This window comes from Dolichospermum sp. FACHB-1091, from assembly GCF_014697585.1.
Lineage (GTDB): Bacteria > Cyanobacteriota > Cyanobacteriia > Cyanobacteriales > Nostocaceae > Dolichospermum.
Genome location: NZ_JACJSB010000001.1, coordinates 200,712 through 217,493, shown reverse-complemented (window position 1 = coordinate 217,493; position 16,782 = coordinate 200,712). Strand labels below are relative to the sequence as shown.

Sequence of the window (16,782 nt, the reverse complement as noted above, 5' to 3'; positions counted from 1 at the left end):
AGGTAAAGAAATATTTCGTAGCCAAAGCATGATGAAACGCATTGTCTTAATTGCTGGATTTGAATCCTTTAACGCGGACTTGTACCGAACAGCGGCTAGTTTAGCTAGTTCTCGCTGTCCAGATTTGGATATTCGAGTTTTTAGCGATCGCAACATTACCACAAACAGCACCGAAGTAGAAACAGCACTTAAAAATGCAGATGTCTTCTTTGGTAGTTTAATCTTTGATTATGACCAAGTTATGTGGTTGCGGGAGCGTATCGCTCATATTCCCATTCGTCTCATTTTCGAGTCAGCGCTAGAATTAATTAGTTTAACAAAAATCGGTGCATTTGCTATCGGTGACAAACCCAAAGGAATGCCTAAACCGATTAAATTCATTCTTGATAAATTCACTAATGGTAAAGAAGAAGACAAACTTGCTGGTTATATCAGTTTCCTGAAAATCGGACCTAAGTTATTAAAATTTATCCCAGTCCAAAAAGTTCAAGACCTACGCAACTGGTTAATTATCTATGGTTACTGGAACGCCGGCGGTTCAGAAAATGTCGCTTCCCTATTTTGGACAATTGCAGAAAAATACTTAGATTTAAAGGTTGGAGATATACCACCACCCACGGAAACCCCCAACATGGGCTTATTACATCCTGACTATCCAGGTTTTTTTACCTCACCCCGTGAGTATTTACAATGGTATCTTGTAGGGCGAGTGTCTCAACCACATAAGAAAGGCGGGCAAGATGCCCACCCCACAAAGCCAGTTATTGGTATTCTACTTTACAGAAAGCACGTTATCACCAAACTGCCCTATATTCCCCAACTGATACGGCATTTTGAAAAAACCGGGTTAATTCCCCTACCCATCTTTATCAACGGTGTAGAAGGTCACGTAGCCGTCAGAGATTGGATGACCAGCGACTACGAAACCCAACAGCGTCAACAAGGTAATCTAGAAACCCCTTCCCTTTCCTCAGAAGCGGTAAAAATTAATGCCATAGTTTCTACCATCGGTTTTCCCCTGGTTGGTGGTCCTGCGGGTTCTATGGAAGCGGGAAGACAGGTGGAAGTAGCTAAACGCATTCTGGCGGCCAAAAATGTCCCTTATATCGTCGCAGCACCGTTATTAATTCAAGATATTTATTCTTGGACGCGCCAAGGTGTGGGCGGTTTGCAAAGCGTTGTCTTATATGCCTTACCAGAATTAGATGGTGCAATTGATACAATTACCCTGGGTGGTTTAGTCGGTGAACAAATTTATTTGATTCCTGAAAGAATACAGCGTTTAACTAATAGAGTCAAAAGCTGGGTTTCCCTGGGACAAAAACCTATTTCTCAGCGAAAAATTGCCATTATTTTATATGGTTTCCCCCCCGGTTATGGTGCGGTGGGAACTGCTGCATTATTAAACGTTCCCCGCAGTTTAATTAAATTACTAAATGCACTCAAAGCACAAGGTTATACAGTTGGTGATATTCCCGAAGACGGAGAAGAATTAATTCGACAAATTAAAGCAGCAGATGAAAACCCCACCCCAACCCTCCCCGCAAGCGGGGAGGGAGTCATATCCCCCCTCGTTTACGGGGGGGCTAGGGGGGGTTCTACCGTCAATGCTAGAACATTAGAAAAATGGTTAGGCTATCTTTTGACATCTCGCATAGAAAAACAATGGAAATACCTCACCGGTAGCGGCATTAAAACTTATGGTGATGAGTTTAATATTGGTGGTGTGCAATTAGGTAATATCTGGATAGGTGTTCAGCCACCTTTGGGTATTCAAGGAGATCCCATGCGGTTAATGTTTGAAAGAGACCTCACCCCCCACCCCCAATATGCAGCTTATTATAAATGGTTACAAAATGATTTTCAAGCTGATGCTGTTGTCCATTTTGGAATGCACGGAACTGTAGAATGGTTGCCAGGTTCACCCTTAGGAAATACCGGCTATTCCTGGTCTGATATTCTTTTAGGAAATCTGCCAAATCTCTATATCTACGCAGCAAATAATCCTTCAGAATCAATATTAGCTAAACGTCGCGGTTATGGGGTGTTAATCTCTCATAATGTCCCTCCCTATGGCCGCGCTGGTTTATATAAGGAGTTGGTAAATTTACGGGATTTAATTGCAGAATACCGCGAAGATCCAGCCAAGAATTATCTGTTAAAGGAAGGAATTTGTAAAAAGATTGTTGATACTGGTTTGGAGGTGGATTGTCCTTTTGATGATGCGAAAAACTTGGGGATTCCTTTTACACCGGAAAATGTGAGAATGTTCAGTAATCACGCTTTTGATCATTATTTGGTGAAGTTATATGAGTATTTGCAAGTTCTGGAAAATCGTCTTTTCTCTTCTGGTTTACATACTCTAGGTGAAGCACCAAATCAGGAGGAGTTAACTGGTTATTTGGATGCTTATTTTGGAAACGAACCACAGAGGCACAGAGAACACGGAGAGGAGGAGGAAATTACAAGGTTATTAAATCAATCTACTGATGAGTTGACTAATCTTTTAAGGGGTTTAAATGGTGAGTTTATTCTTCCTGCACCCGGTGGGGATTTGTTACGAGATGGTGCTGGTGTTTTACCGACGGGAAGGAATATTCACGCTTTAGATCCTTATAGAATGCCTTCTCCTGCTGCTTTTGAAAGGGGTAAGGAAATTGCTAAAAAAATTATTTCTCAATCTTTGGATGAAAATAAGAAATATCCTGAAACTGTGGCGGTTTTATTATGGGGTTTGGATGCTATTAAAACTAAGGGTGAATCTTTGGGGATTCTCTTGGAGTTGGTGGGCGCTGAACCTGTGAAGGAGGGAACTGGAAGAATTGTTAGATATGATTTAAAACCTCTTGCTGAGGTTGGTCACCCGCGCATTGATGTGTTAGCAAATCTATCGGGTATTTTTCGGGATAGTTTTGTGAATATCATTGAATTATTAGATGATTTGTTTCAACGGGCTGCGGAAATTGATGAACCAGAAGATATGAATTTTATTAGAAAACACGCTTTGGCTTTAAAATCTCAAGGTGTGGAAAATTATTCGGCTAGATTGTTCTCTAATCCTGCCGGTGATTTCGGTTCTTTGGTTAATGATAGGGTGGTTGATGGTAATTGGGAATCTGGAGAGGATTTGGGAAATACTTGGGAAAGTCGCAATGTCTTTAGTTATGGCAGAAATGATAAGGGACAAGCTAGACCAGAGGTATTACAAACATTATTGAAAACTAGCGATCGCATTGTTCAAGAAATAGATTCGGTAGAATATGGTTTAACTGATATTCAGGAATATTATGCCAATACGGGCGGTTTGAAAAAGGCCGCTGAAAAACAAAGTGGTAAAAAGGTACAAGCCAGTTTTGTGGAAAGTTTTTCTCAGGATACTACACCCCGCAATTTGGATGATTTATTGCGAATGGAATACAGAACTAAGTTATTAAATCCTAAATGGGCCGACGCAATGGCTAATCAAGGTTCTGGTGGCGCTTTTGAAATTTCTCAACGCATGACGGCTTTAATTGGTTGGGGTGGAACTGCTGATTTTCAAGATGATTGGGTTTATGATCAAGCTGCTGATACTTATGCTTTAGATCCAGAAATGGCGGAAAAATTACGTACAGCAAATCCTGAAGCTTTTAAAAATATTTTGGGCAGAATGTTGGAAGCGTCAGGACGCGGTTTATGGCAAGCTGATGGTGATAAATTAGATCAATTGCGGAAATTGTATGATTTAACTGATGAGCAATTAGAAGGATTGACATAACAGCTTATCGCTTTAGCATTTGCTAACATTCCTGATACATTTAAATCTTCTATGCCTATAACCGCCCGGTTTTTGTTAAAACGGGTACGACAGGACTCGAACCTGTGACCGTCCGCTTAGAAGGCGGATGCTCTATCCAACTGAGCTACGTACCCATGAAGCCTTTCCTATTATATCTCATGTTTTCCAAATAAGCAAGAGGAAATTTTTAATCTCCTGATTCCGGCAATAAAGTACAAGTGATTGGTGAGTTGAGGTACACTAGAAAACAAAATAGATACGATATTCAGATATATTGTGATGTTAAGGAGTAATTGCCCATGAATATAATATAAATACTTCTCCAGAATCTTACTCTGGCTAGGTGTCCGTCTGAATGGCAAATTATCTTTCTCAACTAATTAAGTTAATTATACCCTATGGTAATGATACTAAAGAAAATTGCGTATTCTTTATCAACAAAGCCCTTGAGAGGAGTATTCTAGGTGTGTATTGGAGTGTTATTCGGTATGGGCGCAAGTTCTAGAATAGGAAGTATTATTGAGTCTTCAACGCCGAGACCGTGGACGCAAACAAACTTAACAAATTTTGGTGTCTACCGTGAGAAAATTAACAGATTCTGACAAACAAGAAATTCTCAAGTTATATCGAGAAACAGCTGAAACAACTTCGACCTTAGCAGAACGCTATGGTGTGAGCAATTCCACAATTAGCAGACTCCTAAAAAGTACCTTACCAGAAGAAGAATACGAGTATCTCGTATCTTTAAAACGGGCTGCTAGAACCCCTGAAGGTAGAGCTCAGGTAAATTATGAGCAGTTACCGCTGTTAAATCAATCCCCGTTGGTAACAGGAGTCTCAGCCGCTGTCAGTATTGTTGGTGAGTTATTAAAACCAGAACCGGAAAAGCTGATCATAGCAGCAGAAGCAGATGATGATGCTGATTTTGCTCAAGATATTATTACTAATAGGCGGGTAAAAACACGCTCCTCAGCGGTGGAACAACCCGAACCTCCAATCATCAAAGAATCTCCAGTTGTCAAAGAACTGGAAATTGTCAGACATAAGCCCACAGAAACGCCAATTATTATTCCCAAACCTAAGTTAGAGGTGGAAACTCGACATTCACAGCCGAGTTTATTTGCGGAAATTTTGGATGAAGATTTGTTGGATGAACCTGATGATTTAGATGATGATGATTTGGATGATGATGATTTGGATGATGATGAAGACGACTTTGAGGATGAAGACTATGAAGCTCCCAAACCTCTAGTTACTAGACGGAAAAATGGAGAAGCATCTGTTCAAGTTCTACCATTCTCCGTTGCCCATTTACCAAAAACCTGCTATTTAGTAATTGATCGTTCTGCGGAATTAATTACCCGACCACTCAAGGACTTTGGTGATTTAGGTCTCATTCCTAGTCTGGAAAATCAACAGAAAACTCTACCGATTTTTGATAATCATAGAGTTGCTAAACGCTTTTCTACTAAGCGCGATCGCGTCATTAAGGTTCCCGATAGTCAAATGCTCCATAAGGCTAGTAACCATCTACAAGCTAAGGGAATTACGCGACTGTTAATTGATGGTCAAGTTTACTCTTTGTCTTTAGTCTAAGAGCAATGCGGATATTTGCTGGTTGGAGTAGTTCACTACTCTAACCGCTCCAATTTTACAAATGCTTGAAAAACTGGCGTTACTGAGTTGGAGTAAATTACTAAGCCTACTATGTCTTGAGGGTGTCGAAGAGTGGACATAAGAAGCAAGTAAAATATGGCTACACTAAGCAAGCTATCAAATATCTCAACCTTTGCGTCTTTGCTTCTTTGGCTGAAACATAATTGATTTTTCTAAACTAACGTGAACGAATAAATGGGGGGGTGGGAATATTCCACCCCTGGAGATTAGCGTTTGACCAATTTCTTGGACATCTTGCGGAGACGAATAGATTCTGGTGTCACTTCCACCAATTCATCTTGAGCAATGTATTCTAACGCTCGTTCCAAACTCATATCTATGGGTGCTTGTAACTGCACAAGTTCATCACCACCCGCCGCACGATGGTTAGTTAACTGCTTGGTTTTACAAACGTTCAATTCTAGGTCTTGGGGACGATTATGTTCACCAATAATCATACCTCTGTAAACCTTAGTTCCAGGACTGATAAAGAATGCACCTCTATCTTCACAGTTTTTCATGGCGTAGAAGGTAGAAACACCTTCTTCAAAGGAGATTAAAACGCCTTTGTTGCGGGCTTCAATATCGCCAGAAAGTGGGCGATAATCAAGGAAGCTATGGTTCATGATACCTTCACCGCGAGTCATTCGCATGAATTCACCTCGGAAACCAATTAAACCACGGGCGGGAACGATAAATTCTAATTGGGTACGGTCTCCACCACCGGGCTGCATATCTTGCATTTCCGCTTTTCGTTGTCCCAACCGTTCGATACAGCTACCAACAGCATCGGCGGGAACGTCTAAAGCCAGAAGTTCAAAAGGTTCGCAAGGCTGACCGTTAACTGTACGGTAAATTACCTGCGGTTGAGATACTTGAAATTCAAAACCCTCACGGCGCATGGTTTCTATTAATATCCCTAAGTGTAATTCACCACGACCGGAAACTAAAAATTTATCAGGGGAATCCGTTTCTTCAACGCGCAATGCCACATTAGTTTCTAATTCCCGGAATAAGCGATCGCGTATTTGGCGAGATGTTACCAGTTTACCCTCTTGACCTGCAAAAGGGGAATCATTCACCCAGAAGGTCATTTGTAAAGTTGGTTCATCTACCTTAATTAAGGGTAAAGCCAGGGGTTCATTAGGATCTGTAATAGTTTCACCGATGTAAGCATCAGCAAAACCAGCAACTGCTACAATATACCCTGGGGTAGCTTCTTCCATATCTACCCGTCTTAAACCTTCAAATCCCATTAATTTAGTAATTTTACCCTTGACAATATTACCACTTTCTGTTACCAGAGCCGCTTGTTGTCCGGCGCGGATAGTACCATTGTGGATTTTACCAATGACAATTCGTCCTAAATATTCAGAATAATCGAGAGTAGTAACTTGCAGTTGCAGAGGTTTATTAGGGTCTCCCACAGGTGCGGGGACATGGCGGAGAACTGCATCAAATAGAGGCTGCATATCTACTGATTCCGCTTCTAAACTTTCTTTAGCGAAACCTGCCATTCCGGAAGCAAATAGATATTTAAAGTCACATTGGTCTTCATCCGCCCCTAATTCTAAGAACAGATCCAAAACCTTGTCAACAGCAACGTGGGGGTCTGCTTGTCCACGGTCAATTTTGTTAATGACGACAATAGGCCGCAGACCTTTTTCCAAAGCTTTTTTAAGTACAAAGCGGGTTTGGGGCATTGGACCTTCATTAGCATCAACAATGAGCAAACAACCGTCCACCATACCGAGTACCCGCTCTACTTCCCCGCCGAAGTCAGCGTGTCCAGGGGTATCAACAATATTGATGAGAGTTTCTTTGTAGCGAACCGCTGTATTTTTAGAAAGAATAGTAATGCCTCGTTCCCGCTCCAAAGCGTTCGAGTCCATGACACAATCCGGAACGTCTTCGCCTTCGCGGAAAATGCCGGACTGTTTGAGGAGAGCATCAACTAGGGTGGTCTTACCGTGGTCAACGTGGGCGATAATGGCGACGTTACGAATTGGGAGCGTCATAAATGGTTGTGGTAAACTTTAGGGTTTTTAGAGGAAGTCTTGGGCTGGGGTCTTTTAACAGAAGTGGGGACATTTTGCCAATTCTGTAACGAACCTTTAATAATTATAGCGTAATTGCCACAAATATTATTATTTTGATAATAAATATCAAGACCATGGTTTAGCTTGAAGAGTGGTCGTGAGGGTTAATCAACAGTAGGCCAAAAGCTAATAATATTCACATTGGAGATCATTTTTAAACTGGTGGTATACCATGATAGCATCTTGAATATCAATACTTCCAGCCCGCGATCACCTACCAATTGCCACAGTAATCTCTACAGCAGTAACAGCAGCAATAAATACATTATTTTTTAACTTAGGATTGCACAAGCCAACAACCCAACCTGAACCTATTTCCGCAACGTAGCGTTTAATTAAGGCGCAGCCATCTAAAAAATAAAGAGACATTTAGCGACGTTCCTCAATAATAGTTTGAGAAACAGGTTTTCCTTTATTTTAGGCAGATAATAACCTGAAATTAGGACTTATAACTAAAATTGTGTCAAAATGAACTTATAGAGTTATAAATTTACAGGTTATGGCTTGGATATCAGGACAGCAATTACAAGATAGTAAATATACCATAGAAAAAAAATTAGGCGAAGGTGGTTTTGGGATCACTTATCGCGCTAGAGATAATCAGGGAAATTACGTTGTTATTAAAACTTTAAATGATGCAATCCAAAAACGTGCTGATTTTGCTAAATTTCAACAAGACTTTCTCAACGAAGCCATTAAATTAGCTAAATGTAGTCATCCTCATATTGTGCAAATTTACGAAGTCATTCATGAAAATGATATTTGGTGTATGGTGATGGAATATATTGATGGTGAAGATTTAGGAAGTTTTGTAGAAAATCAAGGTGTTTTATCTGAAACTGAAGCATTACGATATATTCAGCAAATTGGATCAGCATTAACTGTAGTTCATGATAATGGCTTATTACATCGAGATATTAAACCACAAAATATCATGTTGCGTTCTGGTAAATCAGAAGCCGTGTTAATTGATTTTGGGATTGCGCGAGAATTTTCCCAGAATTTGACTCAAACACATACACAAATGTTAGCTGATGGTTTTGCACCAATTGAACAATATGATAAAAGAGCAAAACGGGGAGCATTTACAGATGTTTATGCTTTAGCTGCAACTTTGTATTCTGTGTTAACTGGAGAATTACCAACTATATCACCAATGAGAGCAATTGGTACAGAATTGGCAGAAGCGAAAAAGATAAATTCTAGTATTAGTGATAAAGTAAATCAGGCGATAATTAAAGGAATGGAATTAAAGCCAGAAAATCGTTCTCAGTCAATAAATGAGTGGTTATCTCTTTTGAATATCCAAAAAACCAGCAATAATACTATTCTTTCCGCCACACAAATTATTGAAGATAAGATTATTCATGAGTTTAAAACTCATGTTGATTATAAAAGTTCTACAGCAGGATTGCTAATTCATCATAAAGAAAGTAGCTCAGACCTCGCATTGCATTATCATATAACTATCTCTGATACCCACGCCTTTAACTTTGGTGGAAATGGATTTGCTGTATTCCGAATTCCGACAGTATCATATAGCGTAGAATCAGTGACATTATTGCCGAAAAAAGAAGTCCTTGATAGATGTTTAATTGCTTATGAATTATTCAAAACTTGGGATTATGGTTTATTGGGTTGGAACTGTGAACACTTTGCTAGATTAGTCACAACAGGAGAAGCAATTAGTTATCAAGTAAAAGAGTCAATATTAGCATTTTTAAATAATAATGGTTATCATCCATTAGCAAAAGAAATGATGGATAAAGCTTGTCGAACTGCAAAATACTAATTTAGTTAAAAACACTAACCTCTTTCTTTCTCTTCCTTCTCTTTCTCTTCCTTCGTGTCCTTCGCTCCTTCGTGGTTCATTTCCTCTTAACATCATCCAACTAAAAATGCTATCAGAAAGATTTACCCAAGCGCTTACCTACGCCCATGAACTCCACGCCACCCAAAAACGCAAAGCTGGGGATATTCCCTATATTACCCATTTACTGGGAGTAGCCAGCATAGCCTTAGAATATGGAGCTAATGAAGATGAAGCGATCGCAGCCCTATTACATGATGCCATAGAAGACCAAGGCGGAGCAGCCACCAGAGAAGAAATTCGCCGGCGATTTGGAGATCATGTCACCGCCATAGTTGATGGTTGCACAGACGCAGATACCACCCCCAAACCCCCTTGGAAACCCCGAAAAGAAGCCTATATTGCCCATATTCCCACCGCTTCCGCCTCTGTATTGCTAGTTTCCGCCGCCGACAAACTCCATAACGTCCGCTCAATTCTTAAAGATTATCGCCTGATTGGTGATGCAGTTTGGGAACGTTTTCAAGGTGGTAAAGAAGGCACAGTTTGGTATTATCGCTCCCTTGTGGATGCTTTCTTGAAAAATCAACTTACTCCTTTAGTAGAAGAACTAGAAAGAGTAGTTTCCGAATTAGAAATTTTAGCTGCATATAAAAAATGAAGAATGAAAAGTTTCATCCTTCATAAATTGATGTTTCATCCTTGGGGATGATATTTATTTTTTGATTAACGAAATAAACTACTGAGTGAGGTATCTTCGTGAATGCGCCAAATTGCTTCTCCCAATAGATTAGCAACTGAAAGAGTCACCAATTGGGGAAAACGATTAGCCGGTGGAATGGGAATAGTGTTAGTGACTATGACTTCCTCAAATACCCCACTGGATAACCTCTCAATTGCTGGTGGAGAAAACACAGCATGAGTAGCACAGGCATATACCTGACTTGCTCCTTCTTGACGCAGTAACTTAGCTCCTTCAGTAATCGTACCACCAGTATCAATCATGTCATCTACTAATATAGCGGTTTTACCCTTGACATCACCAATGATATTTAATACTTCTGCGACATTATGAGCCTGACGGCGTTTGTCAATAATTGCCAGTGGGGCATCATTTAACTTTTTGGCAAATGCTCTAGCCCGTGCTACTCCACCCACGTCCGGGGAAACAACAACAATATCCTGTAGTTCTTTACTAATGAGATAATCTAGGATCACTGGTGAACCATAGACATGATCAAAGGGGATATCAAAATAGCCCTGTATTTGTGCTGCGTGCAAATCCATAGCCAGAACTCGGTTAGTACCGGACTCAGTGATTAAGTTAGCGACTAACTTAGCAGTGATTGATTCTCTTCCTGCCGTTTTTCTGTCAGCACGAGCATAACCATAATAGGGAATTACTGCTGTTATCTGTCGTGCCGAAGCCCGACGACAGGCATCTATCATGATTAGTAATTCCATTAAATGGTCATTAACGGGTTGACAACATGGTTGAATTAAGTAGACATCACAACCGCGAATTGACTCTTGGATTTGAACATACAGTTCCCCGTCCGCAAATCTTTTGCGAATCATTGGACCCAAGTCCATTCCCAGGTAACGAGCCACCTCCTGTGATAGTACCATATTAGCAGAACCAGAAAACAGCCGGAGGCGGTTATTGTCACCGAGTACTGGTGTTGACGGGGAGACTGGTAAAGTTGCAGAACTTAGCACAACAGATTCTCGAAGTGCATTCATAGTATCATTATTCATAGTATCATTAGAGATTGAGCAAATTTAACCGAAATGGAGTCAATAAAACTCACAAATGTTTTGTGGAATTTTTCATCCAATCTTGAAAGATCTCTCCATAATAGGACTTACCCATTGACAGGATCAACCAAATATGAGGTATGGGTTTCGGGCATTTTAACGTGATTTTTTGATGCTTTTTGGGCGATAGCGAAGCGCTGCTGCAAGCAGTTCGCTTTTGAGCGGAAGTTAATCACCAAAAGCCTGAAACGAGGGATTTTCGTTCATGCACATCATGGTGAATTTGTACAGTGCGTAAGTCCTAAGTATTTGTTTGGGATTTACATTTCGTTACATATACTGATTGTTTAACACCAACTTACTTACCTCATTTAAGTGTATCAAGTGTAAACTGCTATAACAGTCATCTTCAAGTTGATCCCTATCTTACATCGATCAACGTTGACTTTGGAGACAATTTTCCCCGAGACAATTTCCCTTTCCCTTTAGCCCATAACCCCAAACCAAAGAGCAGTGTACTTCCTGTCAAGGGCAATGCATCGGTTTGTCATGGGACTGGCACAGCCCCAACCTTTATAGAAAAGGCATTTACAGAAAGGGGATCACCCGTCGATTTGTCTCCGTAGGTCAATATCCAATCACCATTACCATTCTCACCATTAAAACGACTTAAAGGCTCTAATGGTCGGTATGTCCCACTTATTAGCTCGTTACCTCCAATAGTAGTCAGGGCATCATCATCAAAAGTGAATTGTGCCCTCCTACCTGGAGTTTGACCCGTTAAGGAATTAATGTTAGGATTAATTAAGTATACTGTTGTTCCCATTGGGCTAGTAAGCTGAAGACTAATCTCGTCGTTGAAAGAAGTGCCAAGTCCTATGCACCCACCACTAGCATCAATTGGGTCGTCACATTTAGTGAGACGGACAGTCACATTAACCTTACCAATAGAACTTGAACCAAGACCACTAATCTTCAAAAAAGTCGTGCCAGTATCACCATCTATCAAAAGAACAGGATTATAAATAGCAGATGCATATGAGGTGACAGTGATTGCTTGGGCAGAGTTTGCAGTAGAAAAAAGCAATAAAATCGTTGCCAGGGAAAGCTTCATAAAAAAACTTCTTTCTTATTTTGCTAGGGTAATATCATTTCCTGATCAAGATATGCCTATAATATCTTTGTGAAATGACTCATTAGTAACATTAACCTTCTTCGACTACTTTCGGCAACGCCAAAAAATATGAAACTTTTTTGACCTTTTCCCGTCTCAAGACACAGAGGTTATAATTTCACTCTAGCTAAAAGCACAGATGTGTCTTCCTGAATCAGGGGCATATTCCAGGGTTTTCCGCATCTTCTTGCTAAATTTAGAAAACTGATACATTTATGTAATGAAATTAAAAAACTGAAAGACTGAGTAAACTTAGTTTTCCACTCAAAACCCCACCTATCAGGTAGGCAAAGATCGAACTATATGCTAATTACCCCATGATTTACTTATCCCTGATTATAAATGCTACTATGTTGGATACATCCTGACTATCCTGACTAAAAGCAGAATCTAAGAATAGAATAACGTAAGACTTATCCCTAGTATACACTTCTAGCTCAGTAGCTATTATATTCAATTAATAGACCATGCAATCACCGATTACAGTTGGTACTATTCTACAAAATCGTTACCACATAATCCACATTATTGGACAAGGGGGATTTGGTAGAACCTATCTAGCAGAAGACCAAAGACGCTTTAATGAGCTTTGTATCCTGAAGGAGTTAATTGCCCCAGCTATGGGAACATCTGCCGGAGGCAAGAAAGAAGAGTTATTTGAGCGAGAGGCTGCTATATTGTATCAAATTCAGCATCCACAAGTTCCCAAGTTTCGAGAAAAATTTGCCCAGAATGAAAAATTATTTTTGGTGCAAGATTTCGTGGTTGGTAAAACTTATCGCCATTTACTCAATGAACGTCAGAGCCTTGGCACCGCCTTTACTGAAGCAGAGGTATTGCATTTGATGCGATCTTTGTTGCCTGTTCTTGACTATATTCACGGGCAAGGAATTATTCATCGGGATATATCCCCAGACAATTTGATTTTACGTGAAAGTGATTCTCTACCTATATTAATTGATTTTGGCGTGGTCAAGGAATTGGCTACTAAATCACAATCATCAACTCCCACCCCGGTTACTACCGTGGGAAAATTGGGTTATGCACCTAGTGAACAAATGCAAACGGGTCGTGTATATCCTAGCAGTGATTTATACGCATTCGCTGTGACGGTAATAGTTTTGCTGACTGGGAGAGAACCGGCGGATTTATTTGATGAACAACAACTAAGCTGGAATTGGCACAACTGGGTTACAGTGAAGCCAGAATTTGCTCAAGTTTTACAACGAATGTTGTCTCATAAGCCGTCGGACCGTTATCAAAGTGCTGCTGATGTTACTCAAGCGTTAATCAATTTAGATAATGTTGGTCAGTCTGCTTCTAATTTATCTTACCTGCAAACTATCGCTGTAGGTCGTCGTCCTGAGTCTAGATCAACAACACCTGGGCAGCCTGAAATTTCGGAATCCAGTCAAAGTAGCTCTATTTTAGATCATCCTTTGACCCTGGGATCAATTGGTTGTATTGTAATTATTTTAGCAGGATTTGGTTCTTGGACTTTCGTAAATTCGCTGAAAAATCAGTCTCGTTCTGTACGGGAAACCATGACAACGCCACAATCCTTTCCTTCGCCAATTATTCCTAGTGGGACAACATTAACACCAAGCCCCACACCCACAACTACCAATAGTGAACCTGTTATTAATCGCCAACGCCTAAAAATGGATAAGTATAATAAGGCACAAGTTGAAGGGATGGTCAGGGAAAATGATTTAATTCAATATACTTTGCGAGGTCAGGCTGGAGAAAAATTAACTGTATCTGTAAATCAAGGTAGTAATATTGTACTGACGGTGTTCAATAGTAATGGTGATGTCATTAATACTCAATATCAACAATCTACTTCCTATGAGGGGATATTACGCGATAATGGTAGATATATTATTCAATTGGGTTTATCTGCCGGGGTATCACAAGCTAATTATACTTTAAATGTGGCTTTGGAAGTACCAAAGCCAATAGAAACCCCAACACAAACCCCAACACAAACCCCAATAGAAACCCCAACACAAACCCCAATAGAAACCCCAATAGAAACCCCAATAGAAACCCCAATAGAAACCCCAACACAAACCCCAACACAAACCCCAACACAAACCCCAATAGAAACCCCAACACAAACCCCAACACAAACCCCAATAGAAACCCCAACACAAACCCCAACACAAACCCCAACGACAGGGTTTAGTGGGACTAATTAACGGTAAACTATGAAAAGAACTTTAGGACTGACGCAAAATAGAAAGTAGGGGTAATTCGTGAATTACCCCCACTCAAGAACAGGGTTTTCAGCCTGCTTTCTTATACATTAATCTGTCATTTTTAGCGAAAAAATTGTTTAAAACTTTACTGATTACGGGAACTGATACGGAGGCTGGTAAAACTGTTGTCACGACAGCTTTGGCGGCTTATTGGCAAAAATATTATCCTCAGCGCAGTTTGGGGATTATGAAGCCAATTCAATCGGGTATGGGAGATAGGGAATTGTACCAAACTTTGTTTAATTTGGAACAGTCTCCAGAGGAAATTACACCCTTGTATTTTCAAGCACCTTTAGCCCCACCTATAGCCGCCGCCAAGGAAAATCGCCAAGTTGATTTAGCTATAGTTTGGCGAAGTTTGTTAGCTTTACAAAAACAACGTGATATGGTATTGATTGAATCTTTGGGGGGTTTAGGTTCACCGATTAGCGATGAGTTGACTGTAGCTGATTTAGCAGGTGAATGGCGATTACCAACAATTTTGGTTGTACCTGTGAGATTGGGAGCAATAGCGAGCGCTGTTGCTAATGTGGCATTAGCTAGGCAAACTAAAATTAACCTGCGTGGTATTGTACTTAATTGTACCCAAACTCGCACAGAGGAGGAAATTGCGGATTTGACTCCAGCCGGGTTAATTCAATCACTGACAAATATACCCATTTTAGGCTGTGTTCCTTATCTCGAAAATCCCCAAGATTTGCAAAAACTTGCGGGAATTGCTGCTAATTTAGATTGGGAAACATTAAGGTTAGCAACCTAACTCAATTCAGTAAAGACCAATTTTCTTTTAATTTTTAATTAATAATATGGTTTCTACATTTCCTCTGGCTTCAACGGTAAATCTCAAAAATGTGCGGTTAGAAATTCGGGCTTTACAACCGCAATTAGTCGAATGGAGACGACAAATCCACCAAAAACCAGAATTAGGTTTTCAGGAAAAAATGACCGCTGAATTTATTTCCCAAAGGCTGCAAAATTGGGGAATTGCACATCAAACAGGAATTGCTGAAACGGGAATTGTTGCTATTATTAAAGGTGAAAAATCAGGAAATGGGAAAGTATTAGCAATTCGGGCTGATATGGATGCTTTACCTATTCAAGAACTTAATCAAGTTCCCTATTGTTCTCAACGGGATGGGGTAATGCACGCTTGTGGACATGATGGACATACAGCGATCGCCCTTGGTACTGCCTATTATCTCCATCAGCACCGTCAAGAATTGAACGGGACTGTAAAAATTATTTTCCAACCCGCAGAAGAAGGTCCAGGTGGAGCAAAACCCATGATAGCAGCAGGTGTACTTAATAACCCTAATGTTGATGCTATCATCGGTTTACATTTATGGAATAATCTGCCTTTAGGCACGGTGGGAGTCCGCCCTGGGGCATTAATGGCCGCCGTGGAATTGTTCCGCTGTACCATTTTCGGTAAAGGTGGACATGGAGCAATTCCTCATCAAACCGTAGATTCTCTAGTGGTAGCGGCGCAAATAGTCAGTGCTTTACAAACCATTGTCTCCCGTAATATTAACCCCCTTGATTCGGCAGTTGTGACAGTAGGAGAACTCCACGCAGGTACGGCAGTTAATGTAATTGCTGATACGGCAAAAATGGGCGGGACTGTCAGATATTTTAACCCTGATTTAGCAGATTTTTTTAAAGAACGCATAGAAAAAATTATTGCGGGAATTTGTCAAAGTCACGGTGCAAATTATGACTTGGATTATATCCATCTTTATCCCCCCGTGATTAATGATGCCCAGGTAGCTGCATTAGTGCGTTCAGTAGCCCAGGAAGTGATAGAAATCCCCATTGGTGTATTCAGTGAATGTCAAACAATGGGCGGGGAAGATATGTCATTTTTCTTACAAGAAGTTCCTGGTTGTTACTTTTTTCTGGGTTCTGCAAATGCAGAGAAAAAATTAGATTATCCTCATCATCATCCCCGATTTGATTTTGATGAAACCGCTTTACCCATGGGTGTAGAAATGTTTGTGCGTTGTGTAGAAAAGTTTTTTGCTTGAAAACTCCTACCAATAGACATATGGTGAAACCCCTGTAGTAACAATTCATGAATTGTTACTACAATGTTTACCGGAGATAATCAACTTATAAATAGTTAAATAGTGTAAATTATTAAGCCGTTGTTGTATTATAATGCACGTATGATATTAAGATATATAATTCTAGCTCCCGTGCAAAGGGAGCTAGGATACTGACCGAGTTTTGTTTTTACGATTTTTAAC

At 40.2% G+C, this 16,782-nt stretch carries 11 protein-coding genes and 1 tRNA gene; 7 read left to right on the top strand and 5 right to left on the bottom strand.

All coding sequences use genetic code 11. The annotated features are described in order from the left end of the window. The first annotated feature begins 31 nt into the window (after positions 1–31). Positions 32–3,757: a magnesium chelatase subunit H gene (gene bchH, locus H6G25_RS00945; RefSeq protein WP_190390914.1), complete on the top strand. Its 3,726-nt coding sequence runs from the start codon at positions 32–34 to the stop codon at positions 3,755–3,757. 81 nt (positions 3,758–3,838) lie between these two features. On the opposite strand, the gene H6G25_RS00940 is transcribed toward bchH, so the two are convergent. Beyond that, a tRNA-Arg gene (locus H6G25_RS00940) sits at positions 3,839–3,912 on the bottom strand. Between the two features lie 445 nt (positions 3,913–4,357). Here H6G25_RS00940 and H6G25_RS00935 point away from each other — a divergent pair. Further along, a complete protein-coding gene (locus H6G25_RS00935; RefSeq protein ID WP_190390913.1) occupies positions 4,358–5,374 on the top strand; it encodes a transposase in 1,017 nt (338 codons plus the stop codon). A 287-nt stretch (positions 5,375–5,661) separates the two neighbouring features. On the opposite strand, the gene typA is transcribed toward H6G25_RS00935, so the two are convergent. Together typA and H6G25_RS00925 are read right to left on the bottom strand one after the other, a co-directional pair. Further along, positions 5,662–7,452, bottom strand: a complete 1,791-nt coding sequence (gene typA / locus H6G25_RS00930; RefSeq protein WP_028084433.1) for a translational GTPase TypA — start codon at positions 7,450–7,452, stop codon at positions 5,662–5,664. A 291-nt stretch (positions 7,453–7,743) separates the two neighbouring features. Further along, positions 7,744–7,902 (bottom strand): hypothetical protein, encoded by a 159-nt coding sequence (locus H6G25_RS00925; protein ID WP_190390881.1) that lies wholly within the window; start codon positions 7,900–7,902, stop codon positions 7,744–7,746. 130 nt (positions 7,903–8,032) lie between these two features. On the opposite strand from H6G25_RS00925, the gene H6G25_RS20965 reads away from it, so the two are divergent. Continuing rightward, positions 8,033–9,325 carry a serine/threonine-protein kinase gene (locus H6G25_RS20965; RefSeq protein WP_242034851.1) on the top strand — a complete coding sequence of 431 codons (1,293 nt, stop codon included), beginning with the start codon at positions 8,033–8,035 and terminating at the stop codon, positions 9,323–9,325. Between the two features lie 106 nt (positions 9,326–9,431). Next, a complete protein-coding gene (locus tag H6G25_RS00915; RefSeq protein WP_190390880.1) occupies positions 9,432–10,004 on the top strand; it encodes an HD domain-containing protein in 573 nt (190 codons plus the stop codon). A gap of 65 nt (positions 10,005–10,069) precedes the next feature. Here the strand turns inward: H6G25_RS00915 and H6G25_RS00910 are convergent, their stop codons facing one another. Beyond that, positions 10,070–11,086, bottom strand: a complete 1,017-nt coding sequence (locus H6G25_RS00910) for a ribose-phosphate pyrophosphokinase (protein ID WP_190390912.1) — start codon at positions 11,084–11,086, stop codon at positions 10,070–10,072. 562 nt (positions 11,087–11,648) lie between these two features. Then, complete coding sequence (locus H6G25_RS00905) at positions 11,649–12,215, bottom strand: proprotein convertase P-domain-containing protein (protein ID WP_190390879.1); 567 nt, start codon at positions 12,213–12,215, stop codon at positions 11,649–11,651. A 527-nt stretch (positions 12,216–12,742) separates the two neighbouring features. Between H6G25_RS00905 and H6G25_RS00900 the strand changes: the two genes are divergently transcribed. From H6G25_RS00900 to H6G25_RS00890, 3 genes are all read left to right on the top strand, one after another. Then, entirely contained in the window at positions 12,743–14,476 is a 1,734-nt protein-coding gene (locus H6G25_RS00900; RefSeq protein WP_190390878.1) for a serine/threonine-protein kinase, read from the top strand. Positions 14,477–14,609: 133 nt separating this feature from the next. Beyond that, a complete protein-coding gene (bioD, locus tag H6G25_RS00895) occupies positions 14,610–15,296 on the top strand; it encodes a dethiobiotin synthase (RefSeq protein WP_190390877.1) in 687 nt (228 codons plus the stop codon). 46 nt (positions 15,297–15,342) lie between these two features. Then, a complete protein-coding gene (locus H6G25_RS00890; protein ID WP_190390876.1) occupies positions 15,343–16,560 on the top strand; it encodes a M20 family metallopeptidase in 1,218 nt (405 codons plus the stop codon). Positions 16,561–16,782: the final 222 nt, after the last annotated feature.